Source organism: Rhizobium ecuadorense (assembly GCF_001187535.1).
Classification (GTDB): Bacteria; Pseudomonadota; Alphaproteobacteria; order Rhizobiales; family Rhizobiaceae; genus Rhizobium; species Rhizobium ecuadorense.
The window spans coordinates 25366-41380 of record NZ_LFIO01000064.1; the positions used below are offsets into that span (position 1 = coordinate 25366).

The 16015-nt window shown below is 58.0% G+C and carries 12 protein-coding genes; 6 read left to right on the plus strand and 6 right to left on the minus strand.

Features of this window, described 5'->3' with window-relative positions; all coding sequences use genetic code 11:
• Positions 1–161: 161 nt before the first annotated feature.
• Positions 162–986, minus strand: coding sequence for an SDR family NAD(P)-dependent oxidoreductase (locus tag AF337_RS02695; protein WP_049730942.1), 825 nt, complete (start codon positions 984–986; stop codon positions 162–164).
• A 431-nt stretch (positions 987–1417) separates the two neighbouring features.
• Here AF337_RS02695 and AF337_RS02700 point away from each other — a divergent pair, with 431 nt between their 5' ends.
• Entirely contained in the window at positions 1418–2281 is an 864-nt protein-coding gene (locus AF337_RS02700) for a fumarylacetoacetate hydrolase family protein (RefSeq protein ID WP_049730943.1), read from the plus strand.
• A 53-nt stretch (positions 2282–2334) separates the two neighbouring features.
• On the opposite strand, the gene AF337_RS02705 is transcribed toward AF337_RS02700, so the two are convergent.
• The 4 genes from AF337_RS02705 to AF337_RS02720 all read right to left on the minus strand — a co-directional run bounded on the left by AF337_RS02705 (position 2335) and on the right by AF337_RS02720 (position 8411).
• Complete coding sequence (locus AF337_RS02705; RefSeq protein WP_063844302.1) at positions 2335–3360, minus strand: LysR family transcriptional regulator; 1026 nt, start codon at positions 3358–3360, stop codon at positions 2335–2337.
• An 827-nt stretch (positions 3361–4187) separates the two neighbouring features.
• The gene (locus tag AF337_RS02710; RefSeq protein WP_049730944.1) at positions 4188–5621 is read right to left on the minus strand and encodes an NAD(P)(+) transhydrogenase (Re/Si-specific) subunit beta; all 1434 of its coding nucleotides are present in this window, start codon (positions 5619–5621) and stop codon (positions 4188–4190) included.
• Between the two features lie 16 nt (positions 5622–5637).
• Positions 5638–7212, minus strand: coding sequence for a Re/Si-specific NAD(P)(+) transhydrogenase subunit alpha (locus AF337_RS02715; protein ID WP_049731006.1), 1575 nt, complete (start codon positions 7210–7212; stop codon positions 5638–5640).
• Between the two features lie 173 nt (positions 7213–7385).
• Positions 7386–8411, minus strand: a complete 1026-nt coding sequence (locus AF337_RS02720; RefSeq protein ID WP_049730945.1) for a zinc-dependent alcohol dehydrogenase family protein — start codon at positions 8409–8411, stop codon at positions 7386–7388.
• Between the two features lie 532 nt (positions 8412–8943).
• Between AF337_RS02720 and AF337_RS02725 the strand changes: the two genes are divergently transcribed.
• From AF337_RS02725 to AF337_RS02740, 4 genes are all read left to right on the plus strand, one after another.
• Positions 8944–9951, plus strand: coding sequence for a sugar ABC transporter substrate-binding protein (locus AF337_RS02725; RefSeq protein WP_049730946.1), 1008 nt, complete (start codon positions 8944–8946; stop codon positions 9949–9951).
• Positions 9952–9987: 36 nt separating this feature from the next.
• The gene (locus AF337_RS02730; RefSeq protein ID WP_049730947.1) at positions 9988–11535 is read left to right on the plus strand and encodes a sugar ABC transporter ATP-binding protein; all 1548 of its coding nucleotides are present in this window, start codon (positions 9988–9990) and stop codon (positions 11533–11535) included.
• Between the two features lie 16 nt (positions 11536–11551).
• Positions 11552–12769, plus strand: a complete 1218-nt coding sequence (locus AF337_RS02735) for an ABC transporter permease (RefSeq protein WP_049730948.1) — start codon at positions 11552–11554, stop codon at positions 12767–12769.
• Between the two features lie 94 nt (positions 12770–12863).
• Complete coding sequence (locus AF337_RS02740) at positions 12864–13640, plus strand: glucose 1-dehydrogenase (RefSeq protein WP_049730949.1); 777 nt, start codon at positions 12864–12866, stop codon at positions 13638–13640.
• Between the two features lie 11 nt (positions 13641–13651).
• On the opposite strand, the gene AF337_RS02745 is transcribed toward AF337_RS02740, so the two are convergent.
• A complete protein-coding gene (locus tag AF337_RS02745) occupies positions 13652–15118 on the minus strand; it encodes an MmgE/PrpD family protein (RefSeq protein WP_244471161.1) in 1467 nt (488 codons plus the stop codon).
• 145 nt (positions 15119–15263) lie between these two features.
• On the opposite strand from AF337_RS02745, the gene AF337_RS02750 reads away from it, so the two are divergent.
• A complete protein-coding gene (locus AF337_RS02750) occupies positions 15264–15998 on the plus strand; it encodes an SDR family oxidoreductase (RefSeq protein ID WP_049730951.1) in 735 nt (244 codons plus the stop codon).
• Positions 15999–16015 lie beyond the last annotated feature (17 nt).

Below are 16015 nucleotides of genomic sequence, written 5' to 3' on the forward strand. Positions count from 1 at the left end.
CTTGCCTATCGACCGCCTGCCTGTTCCTTCGGCGCCACGTGCAGGCGGAACGACTATTGGCCCACAATTGGTCCAGTTCTTTACCACGCAGTGGCCGCCCAGGGGCGACCCAGACTGCGTTGCGCCCCGGCTCATCGTTGGCTGTGCCGGCTCTGCTCGCATCAGCTGCTATGCGTGTAACCGCCGTCGCAGGCGATGGTCTGTCCGGTGATGAAGGCGGAAGCCGGCGTGGACAGGAACATCATGATCCCTACGAGATCGGTGGGCAGCATGCTTCGCTTGAGGCATTGTTGCATCAACTGACTTTGCCGCAGTTCCACCGTCGGATTGACTGCACGTTCCACCTCGGTCGAGACAGCGCCGGGCCGGATGCAATTGACATTGATCCCGTCCTCGCCCAATTCGCGCGCCATCGCATTGGTCATGCCAATCATTGCAGATTTAGAGGCGACGTAGTGCATGTAATTCATCACACCTTTGGTCACCGCATCTGACGATATGTTGATGATCCGCCCCCATTTGGCCGCGCGCATGATCGGTGCAACGGCGCGGGCACACAGGAACGGCCCTGTAATGTTGACGCGCATAACGCGGTCCCATTCCTCCAGCGGAATGTGCTCGAATTTGCGCTTGTCGAGGGTGGCGAAGATTGCAGCATTATTGATCAAGACATCAAGCCGCCCATACTGGTCAACGACCGACTTTACAAGGCCGTTGACAGATTCCGCGTCAGCGATATCGACCTGCGCTGCGCTCGCGCGGCCACCGCTTTCGATGATCTCAGCCTTGACGCGCTCAGTGTTGCCCATGTTGAGATCAGCAATAACCGGAACCGCGCCCGCGGCGGCAAATTGGCGGGCAAGCTCCCGACCGATCCCTTGACCCGCCCCCGTAATCAAAACAACGCGATCCGTCAGGCTGAAATCCCGAGCCCAGCCGGGAACCCCAGAATCCTGAGGGGCTTGGACTTTGATATGTTCGGTCACTTGTTGTCCTCTCGAGGTCGAAAACACGCAGGGCGGCGTGAGTGAAGCCGCACGCGGTTCATGTGTCGATTGTGTCGAATTCGTTGGGCGGCAACGACTCGTGCCACGTATGATTGGAGACCTCCGAACTGCCGCCGCACTCCGGCGCGCAGCAGCGTTGAGATCGACATGAACATGCGGCGGGTCTCTCAAGGAATCAACTGTGAGAAGGCGACTGGAACCGCAGGAGATAACAGCAGTTTATACCGCGAGCAGAGGGCGGATATCGCAGGCTCGAAACTGCTCTTAGAGTAAGCGTGCGGTCGGGAAGACGAAATGCGCGAGGGCGCGATCGGCCTGGTGATTTCTATCTGCGGACAGGGTCAAGAAGGCCGCGGGCTGGGCAAATCAGCACGTCAACCTCTGATCCCTTTATCGAACGGTTTATATTGATGAAAGTAGCACGATTTCTGGACGCCAACCGGCCACGGATAGGTATCGTGGATACCAGCGCGCAGCGGATCTATCCGCTCGATGAAAAGCTCAGCAGCGTCACTGACTTGATCAGGATTTCAGTTGGCGGTTTTTCCACCTTCCGGCCAGACAGCAGCTTTGTTGCCGTCGATACCGTAAAACTGCTCGCGCCGATTATTCCCCTGCGCAACATCTTCTGCGTCGGGAAAAATTACCATGCACATGCCAAGGAATTTTCCGGCAGCGGCTTTGAAGCAGGTGCCGTGAAAGGTCAGGAGATCGATGAATATCCTGCGATCTTCAGCAAGCCGCCAAGTACGGTCGTCGGGCCAAGCGACACCGTCGAGCTTCATCCGCAAGCGACATCGGCAGTCGATTACGAAGCTGAGCTGGCATTCGTGATTGGGCGTCCGGGACGCAACATCTCTGAAGCCGAAGCGATGAAACATGTGTGGGGCTACACGATCATTAACGACGTTACGGCGCGCGACCGGCAACGCAATCACAAGCAATGGCTCGCCGGCAAGGGTCTCGACACATTCTGTCCGATGGGGCCTTGGATTGTCACGGCCGACGAAGTCGATGCCGAGAATCTTGAAATAGAATGTCATGTCAACGGCGAGCTTCGTCAAAAGGCAAATACGCGTGACTTGATCTTCAAAATTCCTCAACTTGTCGCGGCGATCTCGGCCGGCCTAACGTTGCAGTCCGGCGACGTCATCGCAACCGGGACCCCGGCAGGGGTGGGGATCGGGTTTGACCCGCCGCGTTTCCTCAAGGCTGGCGACCGGGTCGAGATATCCATTGCAGGCATCGGGACCATCGCCAACACGTTTGGATAAGCCAAGACGTCAGGCGCCCGTATGCTGACTGCGGCCGAACGCGTCCTACATCCTCACTCCGCCGGCAGCAGCGCCTCGTGCATGCCGAACGTCTGTGGTCTGTCTGAAACTTTCACGTCTTCAAGGCCTGCATGTTCGCGAGGGAGGGCGTCAGACCGCCTGCAAAGCTCCTGGCCGACTGATTCTACCAGCTTCACCAGATCACGGCTCTGTTCGTCCAGATGATATCCGTCGCGGAAAAATACCGCAATGTTACGATCGAGAGCAGCGTCGCTGATGGCCAGGCTGCAAAGGCGTCCGTCCGCCAGCTCCTGGCGAACCGCATGGGCCGGCAGTACGGCCAGGTGATCGCTGTCGATGACAAGCGACTTCAACAACGTGACGGAGCCACACACGGTCATGCGCTCCGGCGGCGGCAATTTCGCGATCTTCAGTGCAGCAGCAAGAATGGAATGCGCGCGGCGCGCAGTCGGGGCCACCCACGGGTAACGCACAAGCGTCTCCCAATTCAATTCCTTGGCGCTGGCCAATGGATGTTCGGCTCGTGCAATCACCAGAAGCTTATCGCGAAACAGGACGCGTTGCCTTAAACCGTCTTCCAGGTCGTAACACTCGGTAAAACCGAAAACGAAGTCAAATTCACCGCGCAGCAAGCCGATCAAAAGATCAATCTGGGGGGCCTCCACGACTTGCAAGTCGCGATCGGCGTGCGCCTCTCGCCAACGGCTGAGCGCCATTGGCATAACGGTGCTTGCTAGGCTCGGTAGACTGCCAATGCGAATGGAAAGTGGGTGCTCTCCCTGCACGTTCAACAAGGCCCGTTCGGCCAATTCGATCGCGTCTCGTATGAGGCGCGCGTGAAAGTAAAGCACCTCACCAATCGCGGTGGGTGCCACGCCACTTGGACTGCGGAAGAGGATTTGCATCCCCAATTCCGCCTCCAGTCGGCTCATGGACGTTGATAAGGCGGGTTGAGACACATCCATCGCCTTGGCGGCACTTTTGAAGCTTCCGCTTTCGATAATGGAAGCAAGGTACAGGAGTTTCCTGGGATCGATGTTCATATTGCTGGCGGTCATTATCCTGCTCCTCCTCAATGTCTCCGAAGATTCGAATCCGGCCGTCCTTGTATCTTCCGCTTTGACCGAGGGGCGCCGCCTCCGTAGAGCTTCTCGGGAACCATTGGGATGTGATGGACACGGTGACCGAACCTAGGCAGCTTTCAATGTGCGGTTGTTGTGGGCAGATCGCTCCCCACACATGCTCGTCGCCATTTGGGCGGATGAAAAGTCAGGCCATTGAAGAGTGGGTTCACACTCGTTGCCATCAGCATCCACTAGGGCCTTTCAGGGTATTCGATATATTATACCCCCTGCGACGTCAACCTGACGTACCTATAGATAGGTAGCAATGGGGGGCGGCTGGCGGACAAAGGTGAGCCCCGGCTTATTTCAGCCATCCGTTCCGTCGCCGGCGGAAAGGCAACCACGCACGTCAGTGATATGTTGAAAAGCGCCTTATTCCAAACCGACGATCAATCCTCGACGAGTGCCCAGCCCTGCCATTTTCGCTTGATCGTTGTTCAGGCGCATGCGATTTCTAATGTGGAAATAATCGTGGACTGGAGCTCTTGACGAAAATGGCCGGGGCCGCGCACGTCCTTGCCTCCGCAACAGATCGCCGTCCAGAAAAGGGCATTTGTTGACGGGCCGAGCGCACGATGATGGTTCGAACTCAAATACGCAACACGCCCGCGAACAGGATGCCGTAAACCGTGTGATTTTGATCTTGCGTAACGCGCAGCCTGTATTCACAGGCTTGGAAGCGGCGGATAGAAGTGGCCACCGATTCCAAAGCTTGTGACGGCGCCCCGACGGTTCGCCGCCTTACATCTTGAAATGTGCAGCTACGCCATCAGTGGTATCAGGCCATCCAGCGATTTTTTCGCGTCGCCATAGAACATGCGCGTGTTGTCCTTATAGAAGAGCGGGTTTTCGATACCGGAGTATCCAGTCCCCTGACCGCGCTTTGACACAAAGACGTGCTTGGCCTTCCACACCTCCAAGACAGGCATGCCAGCAATCGGGGAATTCGGATCTTCCAGCGCCGCCGGATTGACGATGTCGTTGGAGCCGATGACGATGACAACGTCGGTGTTTGCAAAGTCCTCGTTGATTTCTTCCATTTCAAGGACGATATCGTAGGGAACTTTCGCTTCTGCGAGCAGAACGTTCATATGGCCTGGAAGCCGACCTGCGACTGGATGAATGGCAAAACGAACCTTCTTGCCGGCGGCCCGAAGTTTCCGTGTCAGTTCGGAAACAGATTGCTGAGCCTGAGCCACCGCCATTCCATAACCTGGAACAATGATGACGCTGTCGGCATCGTTCAGTGCGGAGGCCACACCATCCGCATCGATGGCGACCTGCTCTCCGATGATTTCCATGGTGGGTCCCGCGACGGTGCCAAAACCACCCAGGATGACCGAGACAAACGACCGGTTCATGGCCTTGCACATGATATAGGAAAGAATAGCGCCGGAAGATCCGACCAGCGCCCCGGTCACGATCAAGAGATCGTTTCCTAGCGTGAACCCGATCGCGGCCGCGGCCCATCCCGAATAGCTATTCAGCATCGAGACGACGACGGGCATGTCAGCGCCGCCGATACCCATGATCAGGTGATAGCCGATAAAGAAGGCGAGAAGCGTCATGGCGATGAGCGTCCAGGCACCGGCTCCGTTGGCATACATCAGCAGCAGCAGCAGCGACAGGATGGCGGCGGCGGCATTGAGGAAATGGCCGCCGGGCAGCTTCTTCGCCTTGCCGTCGACCTTGCCGGCCAGCTTGCCGAAGGCGACGACCGAGCCGGTGAAGGTGACGGCGCCGATGAACACGCCGAGGAAGACCTCGACCTTCATGATCGCAAGCTCGACCGGGCTCTTGTGGGCCAGGATGCCGGCGAAACCGGACAGCACCGCGCGCGCCGCCTCGTCCATGCTGGCAATGTTGGCCGCCTCGATATGGGCGTTGAAGCCGATGAAGACGGCGGCAAGGCCGACGAAGGAATGAAGGGCCGCGACAAGCTGCGGCATCTCGGTCATCTGCACGCGCGAAGCGACGCAATAGCCGAGCACTGAGCCGCCCGATATCATGAACAGGATGATGAACCAGTTGCCGACGCCGGGTCCTAACACGGTGGCGACGACGGCGAGCGCCATGCCGACAATGCCGTACCAGACGGCGCGCTTGGCGCTTTCCTGGCCGGAGAGTCCGCCCAGCGACAGGATGAAGAGGACAGCCCCGGAGATATAGGCGGCGGAAACAATACCAATGGTCATGATTATAGCCTTTACCTCAGGACTTCTGGAACATGGCGAGCATGCGGCGCGTCACGAGGAAGCCACCGACAATGTTGATCGTGGCGACCAGCACCGACAGGGCGGCGAGCGTCACCACGAGCCACTGGCTTGATCCGACCTGCAAGAGCGCGCCGAGGATGACGATGCCCGATACCGCGTTGGTGACGGCCATCAGCGGCGTGTGAAGCGAATGGCTGACATTCCAGATCACCTGGAAGCCGACGAAGCAGGACAGCACGAAGACCACGAAATGGCTCATGAAGCTGGAAGGCGCCACCGCGCCCACCACCAGCAGCAGGGCGGTCGCCACGAACAGCAGCATGCCCTGACTCTTCGTCTGCGCCTTGAAGGCGGCGGCTTCCTGAGCCCGCTTCTCCTCCGGTGTCGACTCCTTCACCTTTTCCTTGGGCTTCTGCGCCGCGATCGCCTGGATCTTCGGCGGCGGCGGCGGATAGGTGATATCTCCGCGATGAGCGACGGTCGCCCCCCGGATGACGTCGTCTTCCATGTTGTGGACAATCACCCCGTCCTTGCCCGGCGTCAGGTCGCTCAGCATGTGACGGACATTGGTCGCATAGAGCGTCGAGGCCTGGGCCGCCATGCGGCTCGGAAAGTCGGTATAGCCGACCACGGTGACGCCGTTGTCCGAGACGATCTTCCGGTCAGGAACCGTCAGGTCGCAATTGCCGCCGCGTTCGGCCGCAAGATCGACGACGACCGAGCCCGGCTTCATCACAGCCACCATGTCTTCGAGCCAGAGTTTGGGCGCATCGCGGCCCGGGATCAGCGCCGTGGTGATGACGATATCGATCTCAGGCGCCAGTTCCCGGAATTTGGCCAGTTGCTTCTCGCGGAATTCCGGCGAGGACGGGGCGGCATAACCGCCGGTCGCGGCGCCATCCTGCTGCGTTTCGCTGAAGTCGAGATAGACGAACTGAGCGCCCATGCTCTCGACCTGCTCGGCCACTTCCGGGCGCACGTCGAACGCATAGGTGATCGCGCCGAGCGACGTGGCCGTGCCGATCGCGGCAAGACCCGCCACGCCCGCGCCGATGACCAGGACCTTGGCCGGTGGCACCTTGCCCGCCGCCGTCACCTGGCCGGTGAAGAACCGGCCGAAATTGCTGCCCGCCTCGATCACCGCCCGGTAGCCGGCGATATTGGCCATCGACGACAGTGCGTCCATCTTCTGGGCGCGGCTGATGCGCGGCACCATGTCCATGGCGATGACGCTGGCGCCGGTCGAACGTGCCTTCTCCAGCAACGCCTTGTTCTGCGCCGGATAGAAGAACGAGATCAGCGTCTTCTCCGCCGAAAGCAACGCCATTTCCTCTGCCTCGGGTGGCTGCACCTTGGCGATTACATCCGATACGGAACAGACTTCCTTTGCACTGGCAAAAACGGTCACCCCAGCGCTTTCATATGCTCGATCGGAAAATCCGGCTTGGAGTCCCGCCCCGCTTTCGATGACACATTCGTAGCCGAGTTTTTGTAGCTGCAAGGCGCTGTCTGGTGTCAGGGCAACACGTGCCTCGTGACTGGCGATTTCTCGCAATGCTCCGATTTTCATGAGACGCCCCCCTTCGGCGCAATAGTTGATGGTCGCCATGCCAGGTGCTGACCATGATCAGTTGATGTAGACGTTGGCCTAGTGATCCGGCCGGCGCTCCTGCAACCGTATCGGCCAGTCAGGCAGGCGACTGCTGTCCCAGCGGGACGGTGCAGATCGTCGATTGGTAGGTCTCAGTCGAAAATAAAGACGCCTTTCCCGATCTTTCTCTGTTCAAACAGCGCATAGGCATCAATCGCCTGCTCGAGCGAGAATTCATGGGTAAACAATGCATCGACATCGATGCTACGTTCGGCCACATATTGAGCGCATTCGTCCTGAAGATTTTTGCTGAACGTCAAGGAGCCGACCAAGGTCTTCTGCTTGGTAATAAGCTCGTTGCATTCGAACTGCATTCCCCCATGAACGCCGACCAGGCACGTGGTTCCCCACTGGCGCACCACAGTCATCGCTTGCAGGCGCGCCATCGGATTGGAACTGCACTCGACTGCTTTTTCAACGCCAAGCCCGCCGCGCGTAAGATCGCGTATTGCTTCCACAGGATCGTCCTTTGCCGGGTTGATCGTGAAATCGGCGCCGAACCCTCGGGCCATTTGCAGGCGCTCTTCTCCGACATCCAAGGCAATCACTCGCGCACCGAAGGCTTTCGCAAACATCGTGCAACTAAGACCGACAGGTCCCTGACCAAAGATCGCAACCGTTTCGTCAGCGAGAAGGTTGATCCGCTTCAGCGCGGCGTAGGCCGTTCCGCTTCCACATGCGACGGCCGCTCCTGCCTTAAACGAAAGCGCGTCGGGCAGCTTGATGATCGTATGTGCGGGGACCTTCATGAATGATGCATGAGCACCATGACCGTTACCACCAAAGGCTATGCGATCATGATCGCAGTTTTGCATCCATCCAGAACGGCAGTTCGTGCAAGTCCGGCAGCCATCATAGTGGTAGACCATGACACGGTCGCCAACTTTGGCTTCCATTGGCCGTACGGCCGAGCCAACCTCCTCGATGATGCCGCAGGGCTCATGTCCTTCGATGACGATCTGATCTTCACGGCGTTTGGGCTCGTTCAGATGGTTGAGATCACTACCGCACATGCCCGAAGCCTTGATGCGGACAATGACTTCGTCAGGCCCGGGCGTTGGGTCCGCATACTCGCGAAACTCCATCCTCCCCTCGCCGAGAAAAACCAGTCCCTGCATTTCATGTCCTCCGCGACTTCGCCGTTGAAATGGTGACGCGAGCTCTAAAACCGTCGCCGTACCTGTAGAATGCTCGTGACAAATCCAAGCGTTGCGCACAATGACCCCGGGGCTGGAAAAGCGCCGGTAGCGCACCGGGAGTATAGGCGTATATTATAGCCTCGCACCTACCTCCCGCGCGACAAGACGGTAAAGCAGCAGCTGGAATAGCGGTGCCGCCGTGGCGCGGCGAGATGGGATCGCCCGGGCTGTAACATAGTTATAACCTGGCATTATAGCCTCTGTTTCGGACCTCTGTCTCCCGCTGCCCCAGCATGTTAGGCAATCCTTTAGCGGGAGGATCCGTCCGGCATGGCTTGGAAACACGACTGCCAAGCGTGCGTCAGTTCATTCTCGTCACCCTGCAAGTGCAACCGGACTATTGGCGGCACAGCTTGAAGGCATGGGGAAACGCGAACGCGTGCCACGGTCGTCAAGGGAGGCACTGCGGGGTGCAGCAGAAACCGCAATATTTCATCAAGGGAGGAACCTTATGCACACTCTATCACAGACACGCAGCACGAAACTCTTCGGGACCGCGCGTCCACTGCTTCGCTCATCGATCATCACGATCACTACGGCTCTTTGCATCGGCTCAGTCCAGGCAAAGGATCTGACTTTCGGCTATGTGCCGGCCAGCCTTGAATATCCTTATAATGTGATGACGGCCAAAGGTTTCGAAGAGGCAGCGGCTGCTGCAGGCGTCAAGACTGTCGTCCTCGATCCACGCGGAAGCGTCGAGAAACAGGGCAACTCTCTCGATGATCTTATCGCCCAAAAGGTCGATGCCATTGGCTTTCTGCCGCTCGATTCCGTGGTCTCCGAATCCTTTGTCGACAAGATCAACGACGCAAAGATCCCGGTGGTCGCCATTGCCCTCCAGGTCGGCGATTCAGCATCGCGCAAGGTGACCGAGCCTTACCCGGGCCTTTCGGCACTTGTGGCCACCGACAATTACCAAGCCGGCTATGTATCGGGAGAGATGGCCGCAAAACTCCTGCCCAAGGATCGTGCAGCGAAGATCGGCATCGTCATGGGCGATCCTGCTTACACGATCGTCAAGCTGGACACCGACGGCTTTAAGGCTGCGCTCGACAAAGCCGACGCGAAATATGACATCGTTGCTGAGCAGCCGACCAACTGGACGCCGGATGAGGGCGAAGCCGTCTGCCAGAATTTTCTGACGGCTCATCCTGACATCGATCTGATTTTCAGCCATGCCGACGACATGGCGATCGGGTGCGCACGTGCCATTGAGGCGTCAAGCTCTAAGCCGACCCTGATTGCGACCGGAGGCGGGTCGAAACTCGGCCACGACGCTATCTTGGCTGGCGAGATGTATGGCTCCGTCTGCACGCGTCCAAAGCTTCTCGGCTCGCTGATGTTTAAGGCGATGTATGAGGCGGCAACCAATCCTGACACGCCAAAAGCTCGGTTTGTCTCCTATGACATGCCCCCGATCACGAAGGAAACTATCGACGCCTGCCCTGAGCAGTGGTGAAATAGCTTTGTGAAAAAGAGCCAGTGGGAGGCTGCGATGCAACACGAAAACCCAATTATGCAACTGCGTGGTGTCGTGAAGGGGTTTCCCAATGGAACCATTGCCCTGCGCGGTGTCGATCTTGAGATCGAGCAGGGAAAAGTTCATGGATTGCTCGGCGCCAACGGCGCCGGCAAGTCCACGCTTATCAAGATTTTGTCCGGGGCTTACTGGCCAACGCTTGGCGAGATTATCTGGCGTGGAAAGCCTGTCATCTGGGACAATCCCAAAAACGCCAACGACATGGGTGTTGCCACCGTCCACCAGCATATCCCTCTGGTTTCGACGCTGTCGGTTCTTGAAAATGTCTACCTGGGGGAAGCAGGTTTTTGGCGGAATTCCACCACGATCAGACAGCGTTTCGACGAGCTTTGTCGGCGGCTTGGCTATTGGGTGAACCCAGATGCACCTGTCAGTTCGCTATCGATCGGCGAGCGTCAGATGGCATCGATCATGAAGGCAGTTGGCACTGGCGCCGACTTGATCGTGATGGACGAACCCACCGCCTCTCTTGCCGCGCAAGAGCGGGAACTTGTCTACGAGACGGTAAGACGGCTGTCGAAAGTTGAAAAAAAGGCCATCCTCTTCGTCTCGCATTTCTTGGATGAAGTGATGGCATTGACGGACCACGTAACCGTCCTTCGCGACGGCGTAGCAGTGATGCGCGCCCATACGTGCGATCTCGATGAGAATAAGATCGCGGAAGCCATTGTCGGAAAACAGATCGTTGCACTTGAGCGTCAAGCGCAAGAACGTCCGGCTTCCGGAACGGTGGCGGCAGCGACAAGGCTGCAGCTGAAAGATCTGGCCTCGAAGGGAAAGCTATCTCCCGTGTCACTCGATCTCCGGCAAGGCGAAGTCATCGGCATCGCCGGCTTGCTGGGGTCTGGTCGCAGCGAACTGCTGCATGCAATCTACGGCTCTGACAAATATGCCACCGGCTCGGTGATTTTCGATGGGCAACCGATCGCACGCAACACCGGTGCAGCAGTCCGCGCCGGCATTGGCATGGTTCCTGAGGATCGCATGGCCCAGGGTCTGGTGCCGGATTTCGAGATTTGGCGCAATACCACGCTTCCGGCATTGGGTGGCGTGTCGGTTCTCAATTCGTTGCCTGTTGCCGAACGGGAACGCGAACGTGGTTGGGAGGCAATCCGTCTGTTATCGATCAAGGCAAGCTCGCCTGATATTCTCGTGCGCGACCTTTCCGGCGGCAACGCCCAAAAGGTGACGATTGCCAAGTGGCTTTTCAGCGATGTGAAACTCTTCCTGCTGGATGAACCAACAGCAGGCATCGACATCGGCGCGAAGACCGACATCTTACGGCTCATCCGGCAGCTCGCCAGCCAGGGGAAATCGGTGATCGTCGTGTCATCTGAGTTTGAAGAGCTGCTTGCGGTTTCCGACCGTATTCTGGTCATGCGCGACGGGGCTTGCGTTGCCGAACGCAACACCTTTGAAACATCCGAGCACGAACTGCTTCTGCTTGCCGGCGGGCAAAGCGCAGCCCCTGCAGGCGCGCACCACCAGCCCGCGTCCCATTAAAAGCGAGACTGATCTAATGACGACCACGACACAGACGAAAATTGAGCCCGCAGCCGCGATCCCCCCAACGGAGCACGTTGACGGCAAGACAAATTGGCGACGCTTGTTCGGCCTGCGTGAGAGAGGTGTGTACTACGCACTGTTGCTGCTCATTGCTGTGCTGACAATTCTGACAACTTACCTTGGCCAGACCAATTACCTCAGCCTGCTCAACCTCTCCAATGTCGTCTACCAGTCATCGCTGATGGCAATCATGGCGGTGGCGATGACCGTGGTCCTGATTAGTGGCAACTTTGATCTTTCTGTCGCTTCTGTCGCAGCTCTTGCTGCCGTTGTTCTCATCGGGAACGCTGACGCCATTGGCTTTGTGCCTGCCGCAGCGCTTGCGCTTGCCGTCGCCATGGGTGTTGGTCTGCTGAATGGTGTGATCGTTCAATATGTCGGGATCAACGCTTTCATCGTAACACTAGGCACGATGACGGCGGTGCGCGGCCTGGTATTGATTTACACCGACGGCCGCTCATTGTCGGCCGGCAATCCCGACGTGATTGCTGCCATGAGAGCCTTTGAGGGAGGGCGACACGAGGTCTTTTGGTTCGTGCTCGTGACCGGAGTGTTGTTGCTTGCGCTGGGCGCGATCGGGCTTTTCAAGAGCTGGAGCGCGGGCAAGGCCTTGCGGCCCTCCGCCTTCGGAATGGCAATTGGCGGTATCCTATTCCTGTTGATTGCCTATGCATCGGACGGTGAAGTCTCCTTGCGCAACCCGGTGCTTTACCTGGCAATCTTCACGGCCATCGTCTGGGTGGTCCTCAGCTTCACCATGGTGGGGCGCCGCCTATACGCGGTCGGTGGCAATCCCGAGGCGGCCCGTCTGTCCGGCATCAATGTCATGCGATACAAGCTTCTCGCCTTCGTATTCTGCAGCGGCACTGCAGGATTTGCCGGTATTTTGTTTGCAAGCCGACTTCGGTCCATCAATCCAGCGGGTTTGCAAGGCGCCGAACTTACCGTGATCGCCGCGGCCATTCTTGGCGGAACGTCGTTGTTCGGCGGTGCGGGCAGTGTCATCAAGACGCTTGCCGGCGCGCTTCTGCTTTTTTCCCTGACGAATGGCTTCAACATGCTCAATCTAGGGGCAAACTGGCAGGGGTTGATCGAGGGCATTGTGGTCGTGGTCGCGGCAGCGATCTATACGGTTGGCGACAACAAATCGAAATCGAAGACGGGCGGCTAACGAGTCCGACGATGACCAATCGTGTTTTTAGCGCAACGCGGCAAGTCCGTATCGCGCGGCAGATTTCAACCTTAGAAAAACCGGGCGAGAGACCATGACCAACATACCGACAATCGATTTTACCGGCAAAGTGGCGTTCGTCACCGGCGCAGGCAGTGGTATTGGCCGTGCGACGGCGGTTGCCTTCGCCAAGGCGGGAGCTTCTGTCACCGCTGTCGATATCAGCGAAAAAGGGCTGGCGGGCACGGTCGAACTGCTTGAAGGTTTCGGCACCAAGATCCTGCCGATCATCTGCGACGTGACCAGCGGTGACAGCGTCAAGGCGGCGCTTGATGAGACGCTCAAATCCTTTGGGCGGCTGGATGCTGCGTTCAACAATGCCGGGATCGAGCAACCCGCTCAGCCCCTTGTCGAACTTTCCGAGGAGCTCTTCGACGGTGTTATCGCGGTTAATCTGAAAAGCGTCTTCCTGTGCATGAAATACCAGCTCGAGATCATGCTACGCCAGGGCAGCGGGGCGATCGTCAACACGGCGTCCGGCGCAGGGGTCCTTGCCATCCGCGGACAGTCCAGTTACTGCGCCTCCAAGTTCGGCGTCGTCGCTGTCAGCAAGGTTGCGGCACTCGAAAATGCCGATAAGGGCATCCGGGTCAACGCGATTTGCCCGGGTATCATCGACACACCCATGATTGCCCGCTACACCGGTGACACCGAGGCAGGCCGCGCCAACATCATCGCTCAGGAACCGATCGGACGGATGGGCCGGCCCGAAGAGATCGCGGGAACGGTGCTCTGGCTTTGCTCAGACGCTGGCGGCTTCGTAACCGGGCACGCCATGGTCGTGGACGGGGGCCAAACCGCCGGGATTTGAGATCCCACCGTTTAGCCAAGGCATCGGATTAGCTCTGTCGCGTCGGACAGTTGCTCCAATCTCCAGGCGAGGTCTTGCGCCTTCGCCTGGTTTCCATCCGCAACAGGTGTGGCAGCAACAGAGCAGCATTCCCGGAACTTGCCGCAAATATCTTCCCAGCTCATCGGATTCTCCGCGTTTCCAGGAACATTGCGGCCTTCCTCAATCCAATGACGACCGTCGCTGGCAACAATTTCGACGCGGCCCGGCGGCAATTCGAGTTTCCAGTCGAGCGTTGCGTCCCTCACCAGGCCGATCTTGCGCCCGATATCAAGGACTTGGGCATCTCGCAGGCCCGCCTCGGAAAAATCAGACACACTCATCCCGCCTCGCGCAATGGCAACGGATACCAGAAATGGCAGACTGAACTTGGCATCTGCGAGCGTCGCTGGAGCGCGGCGTTCCTCAAGCGGTTGACACATCAGGTCATGGTAGTCGCCGACGTGCAGCCGAATTTGTGAAATGTCGTCAAGTTCCAGATGGTTGTTGGTGACAATATCGATGGCCGCTTTCATGTGGCTATGTGCGGTGCCAACACAGGGCCACCGCTTGTAAAGCGTGCCGGTTCCAAGAAACTCTAGGCCGAGATCGCGAAGAATCTCATGGCGATTATAGCCGCCTGCAAAATACGTATTCATGAAGCCGTATTGGCCCTCGAACGCCCGATCAATGCCTGAGATGCCCTTCTGTGCCATCATGGCGGCGAGAACCGCACCCTTTGACGAAAAGCCTGCATACATGCCCCGCAAGTCGCTGCCGCGACCTGCAACCATCTCCATGATGCCGCTGGACTGCATTGTGGCGATGCCCAACGCGTGGCCGATGCTTGAAGCGGAAAGTCGCATAACGCGGCCAGCTGATGCCGTTGCTGCAAAGACCGCGAGAACGGTGGAGAGATTCCAGTCTTTTTTCCATTCTACATTGCACCGCAACCTAGCGAAAATATCCTGTCCGGCCGCGACCGCAGCAATAAGGTCACGGCCTGACACGCCACCTTGTCGCTCCGCGACTGCGAAGACAGCCGGTATGATCGAACTCGCCGTGTGCTGTCCCCAGGGTGTCTGGTCGTCATAGTCGAGGCAATGGGCCAGCGCCCCATTCGCAAGGGCGGCCATTATTGCCGGCGCCCTGCCCCCAAAGCCCAAAAGCGTACAGTCCGGGGTTCCCCCAGTTTCTTTGACGATATCCACAAGGCCCCGGACTGCGGGTTCCGTTCCGCTTGCAGCGAGAATGACACCCAATGTGTCCAGGATGGTTTTTTTGGCTGCCATACGCGCGGCATCCGGTAGATCATCAAAGGAGATATTTGCAGCGTAATCCGCGAAATGATGAACAAGGTCGCTTTGATCGGGCACGTTAGTTCCTCCGGCGGTAAGAGCGATGCTCTCGGGGCCAATTCTTCGAGCAGGATATTTCGCATGTTCCGTCTGGATGAACATCCCGAAGTTTCTGTCTAAGGCGGACCGAACCGCCAATGCTATAATATTTTCTTATAGCATTGTTGTACCGCATTGCTTTCGCTGTTCTCATTTGACCGTCAAAGTGAAATCTAGGGGACTGCAAACAATCGCGGAGGAGGCGAACGTGGGAATTCTAGCTGACAAGACCGTGTTGATCACCGGGGCACTTGGAACGATCGGAACGGCAATGGTGGCGCGCTATGCCGAGGAAGGCGCCAGCGTGATCGCTTCAGACCGACCCGGCGTCGACGCTCTGGATGACAGACTTGGCCAAGGCATACGCTATCTGGGCATGGACTTGAACGATTTGCCTGGGACGGAACGCGCGGTGGCCGAACTGGCCGACACGGTTGGCGGGATCGATATTCTGGTCAACAACGCCGCCTTCGTGGTGAACAAGCCGCATGAAGAGTTTTCGATCGAAGAATACGAGGAGGAAATCCGCGTGAATTCCTCGGCCGCCTTTGTCTTGTCGCGTGCTTGCAGCGTTCATATGAAGCGCAAGAAATACGGAAAGATCGTCAATCTGATCTCGTTGACCCTCACGGGTCATTGGGAGGGATTTGTTCCCTATATTGCATCCAAGGGGGCTATGTACGGCCTGGTCAAAGGCATGGCGCGGGAACTGGGTCATCATGGCATCAATGTCAACGGTATCTCGCCCGGGGCGGTGGTGTCAGATGCCGAGTGGCGCCACTTTGGTGAGAAGCGCGAGGCCTATCACCAGTGGATCCTGGAGCGGCAGAGCCTAAAGCGCCGGATCGAGCCTATCGATATCGCAAACCTGGCGATTTTCCTTTCGTCGTCTCAAGCCGACCTTATCAGTGGGCAGAACATCCATTGCGATGGTGGCTGGTAAACCAGAGGGAGGACGTC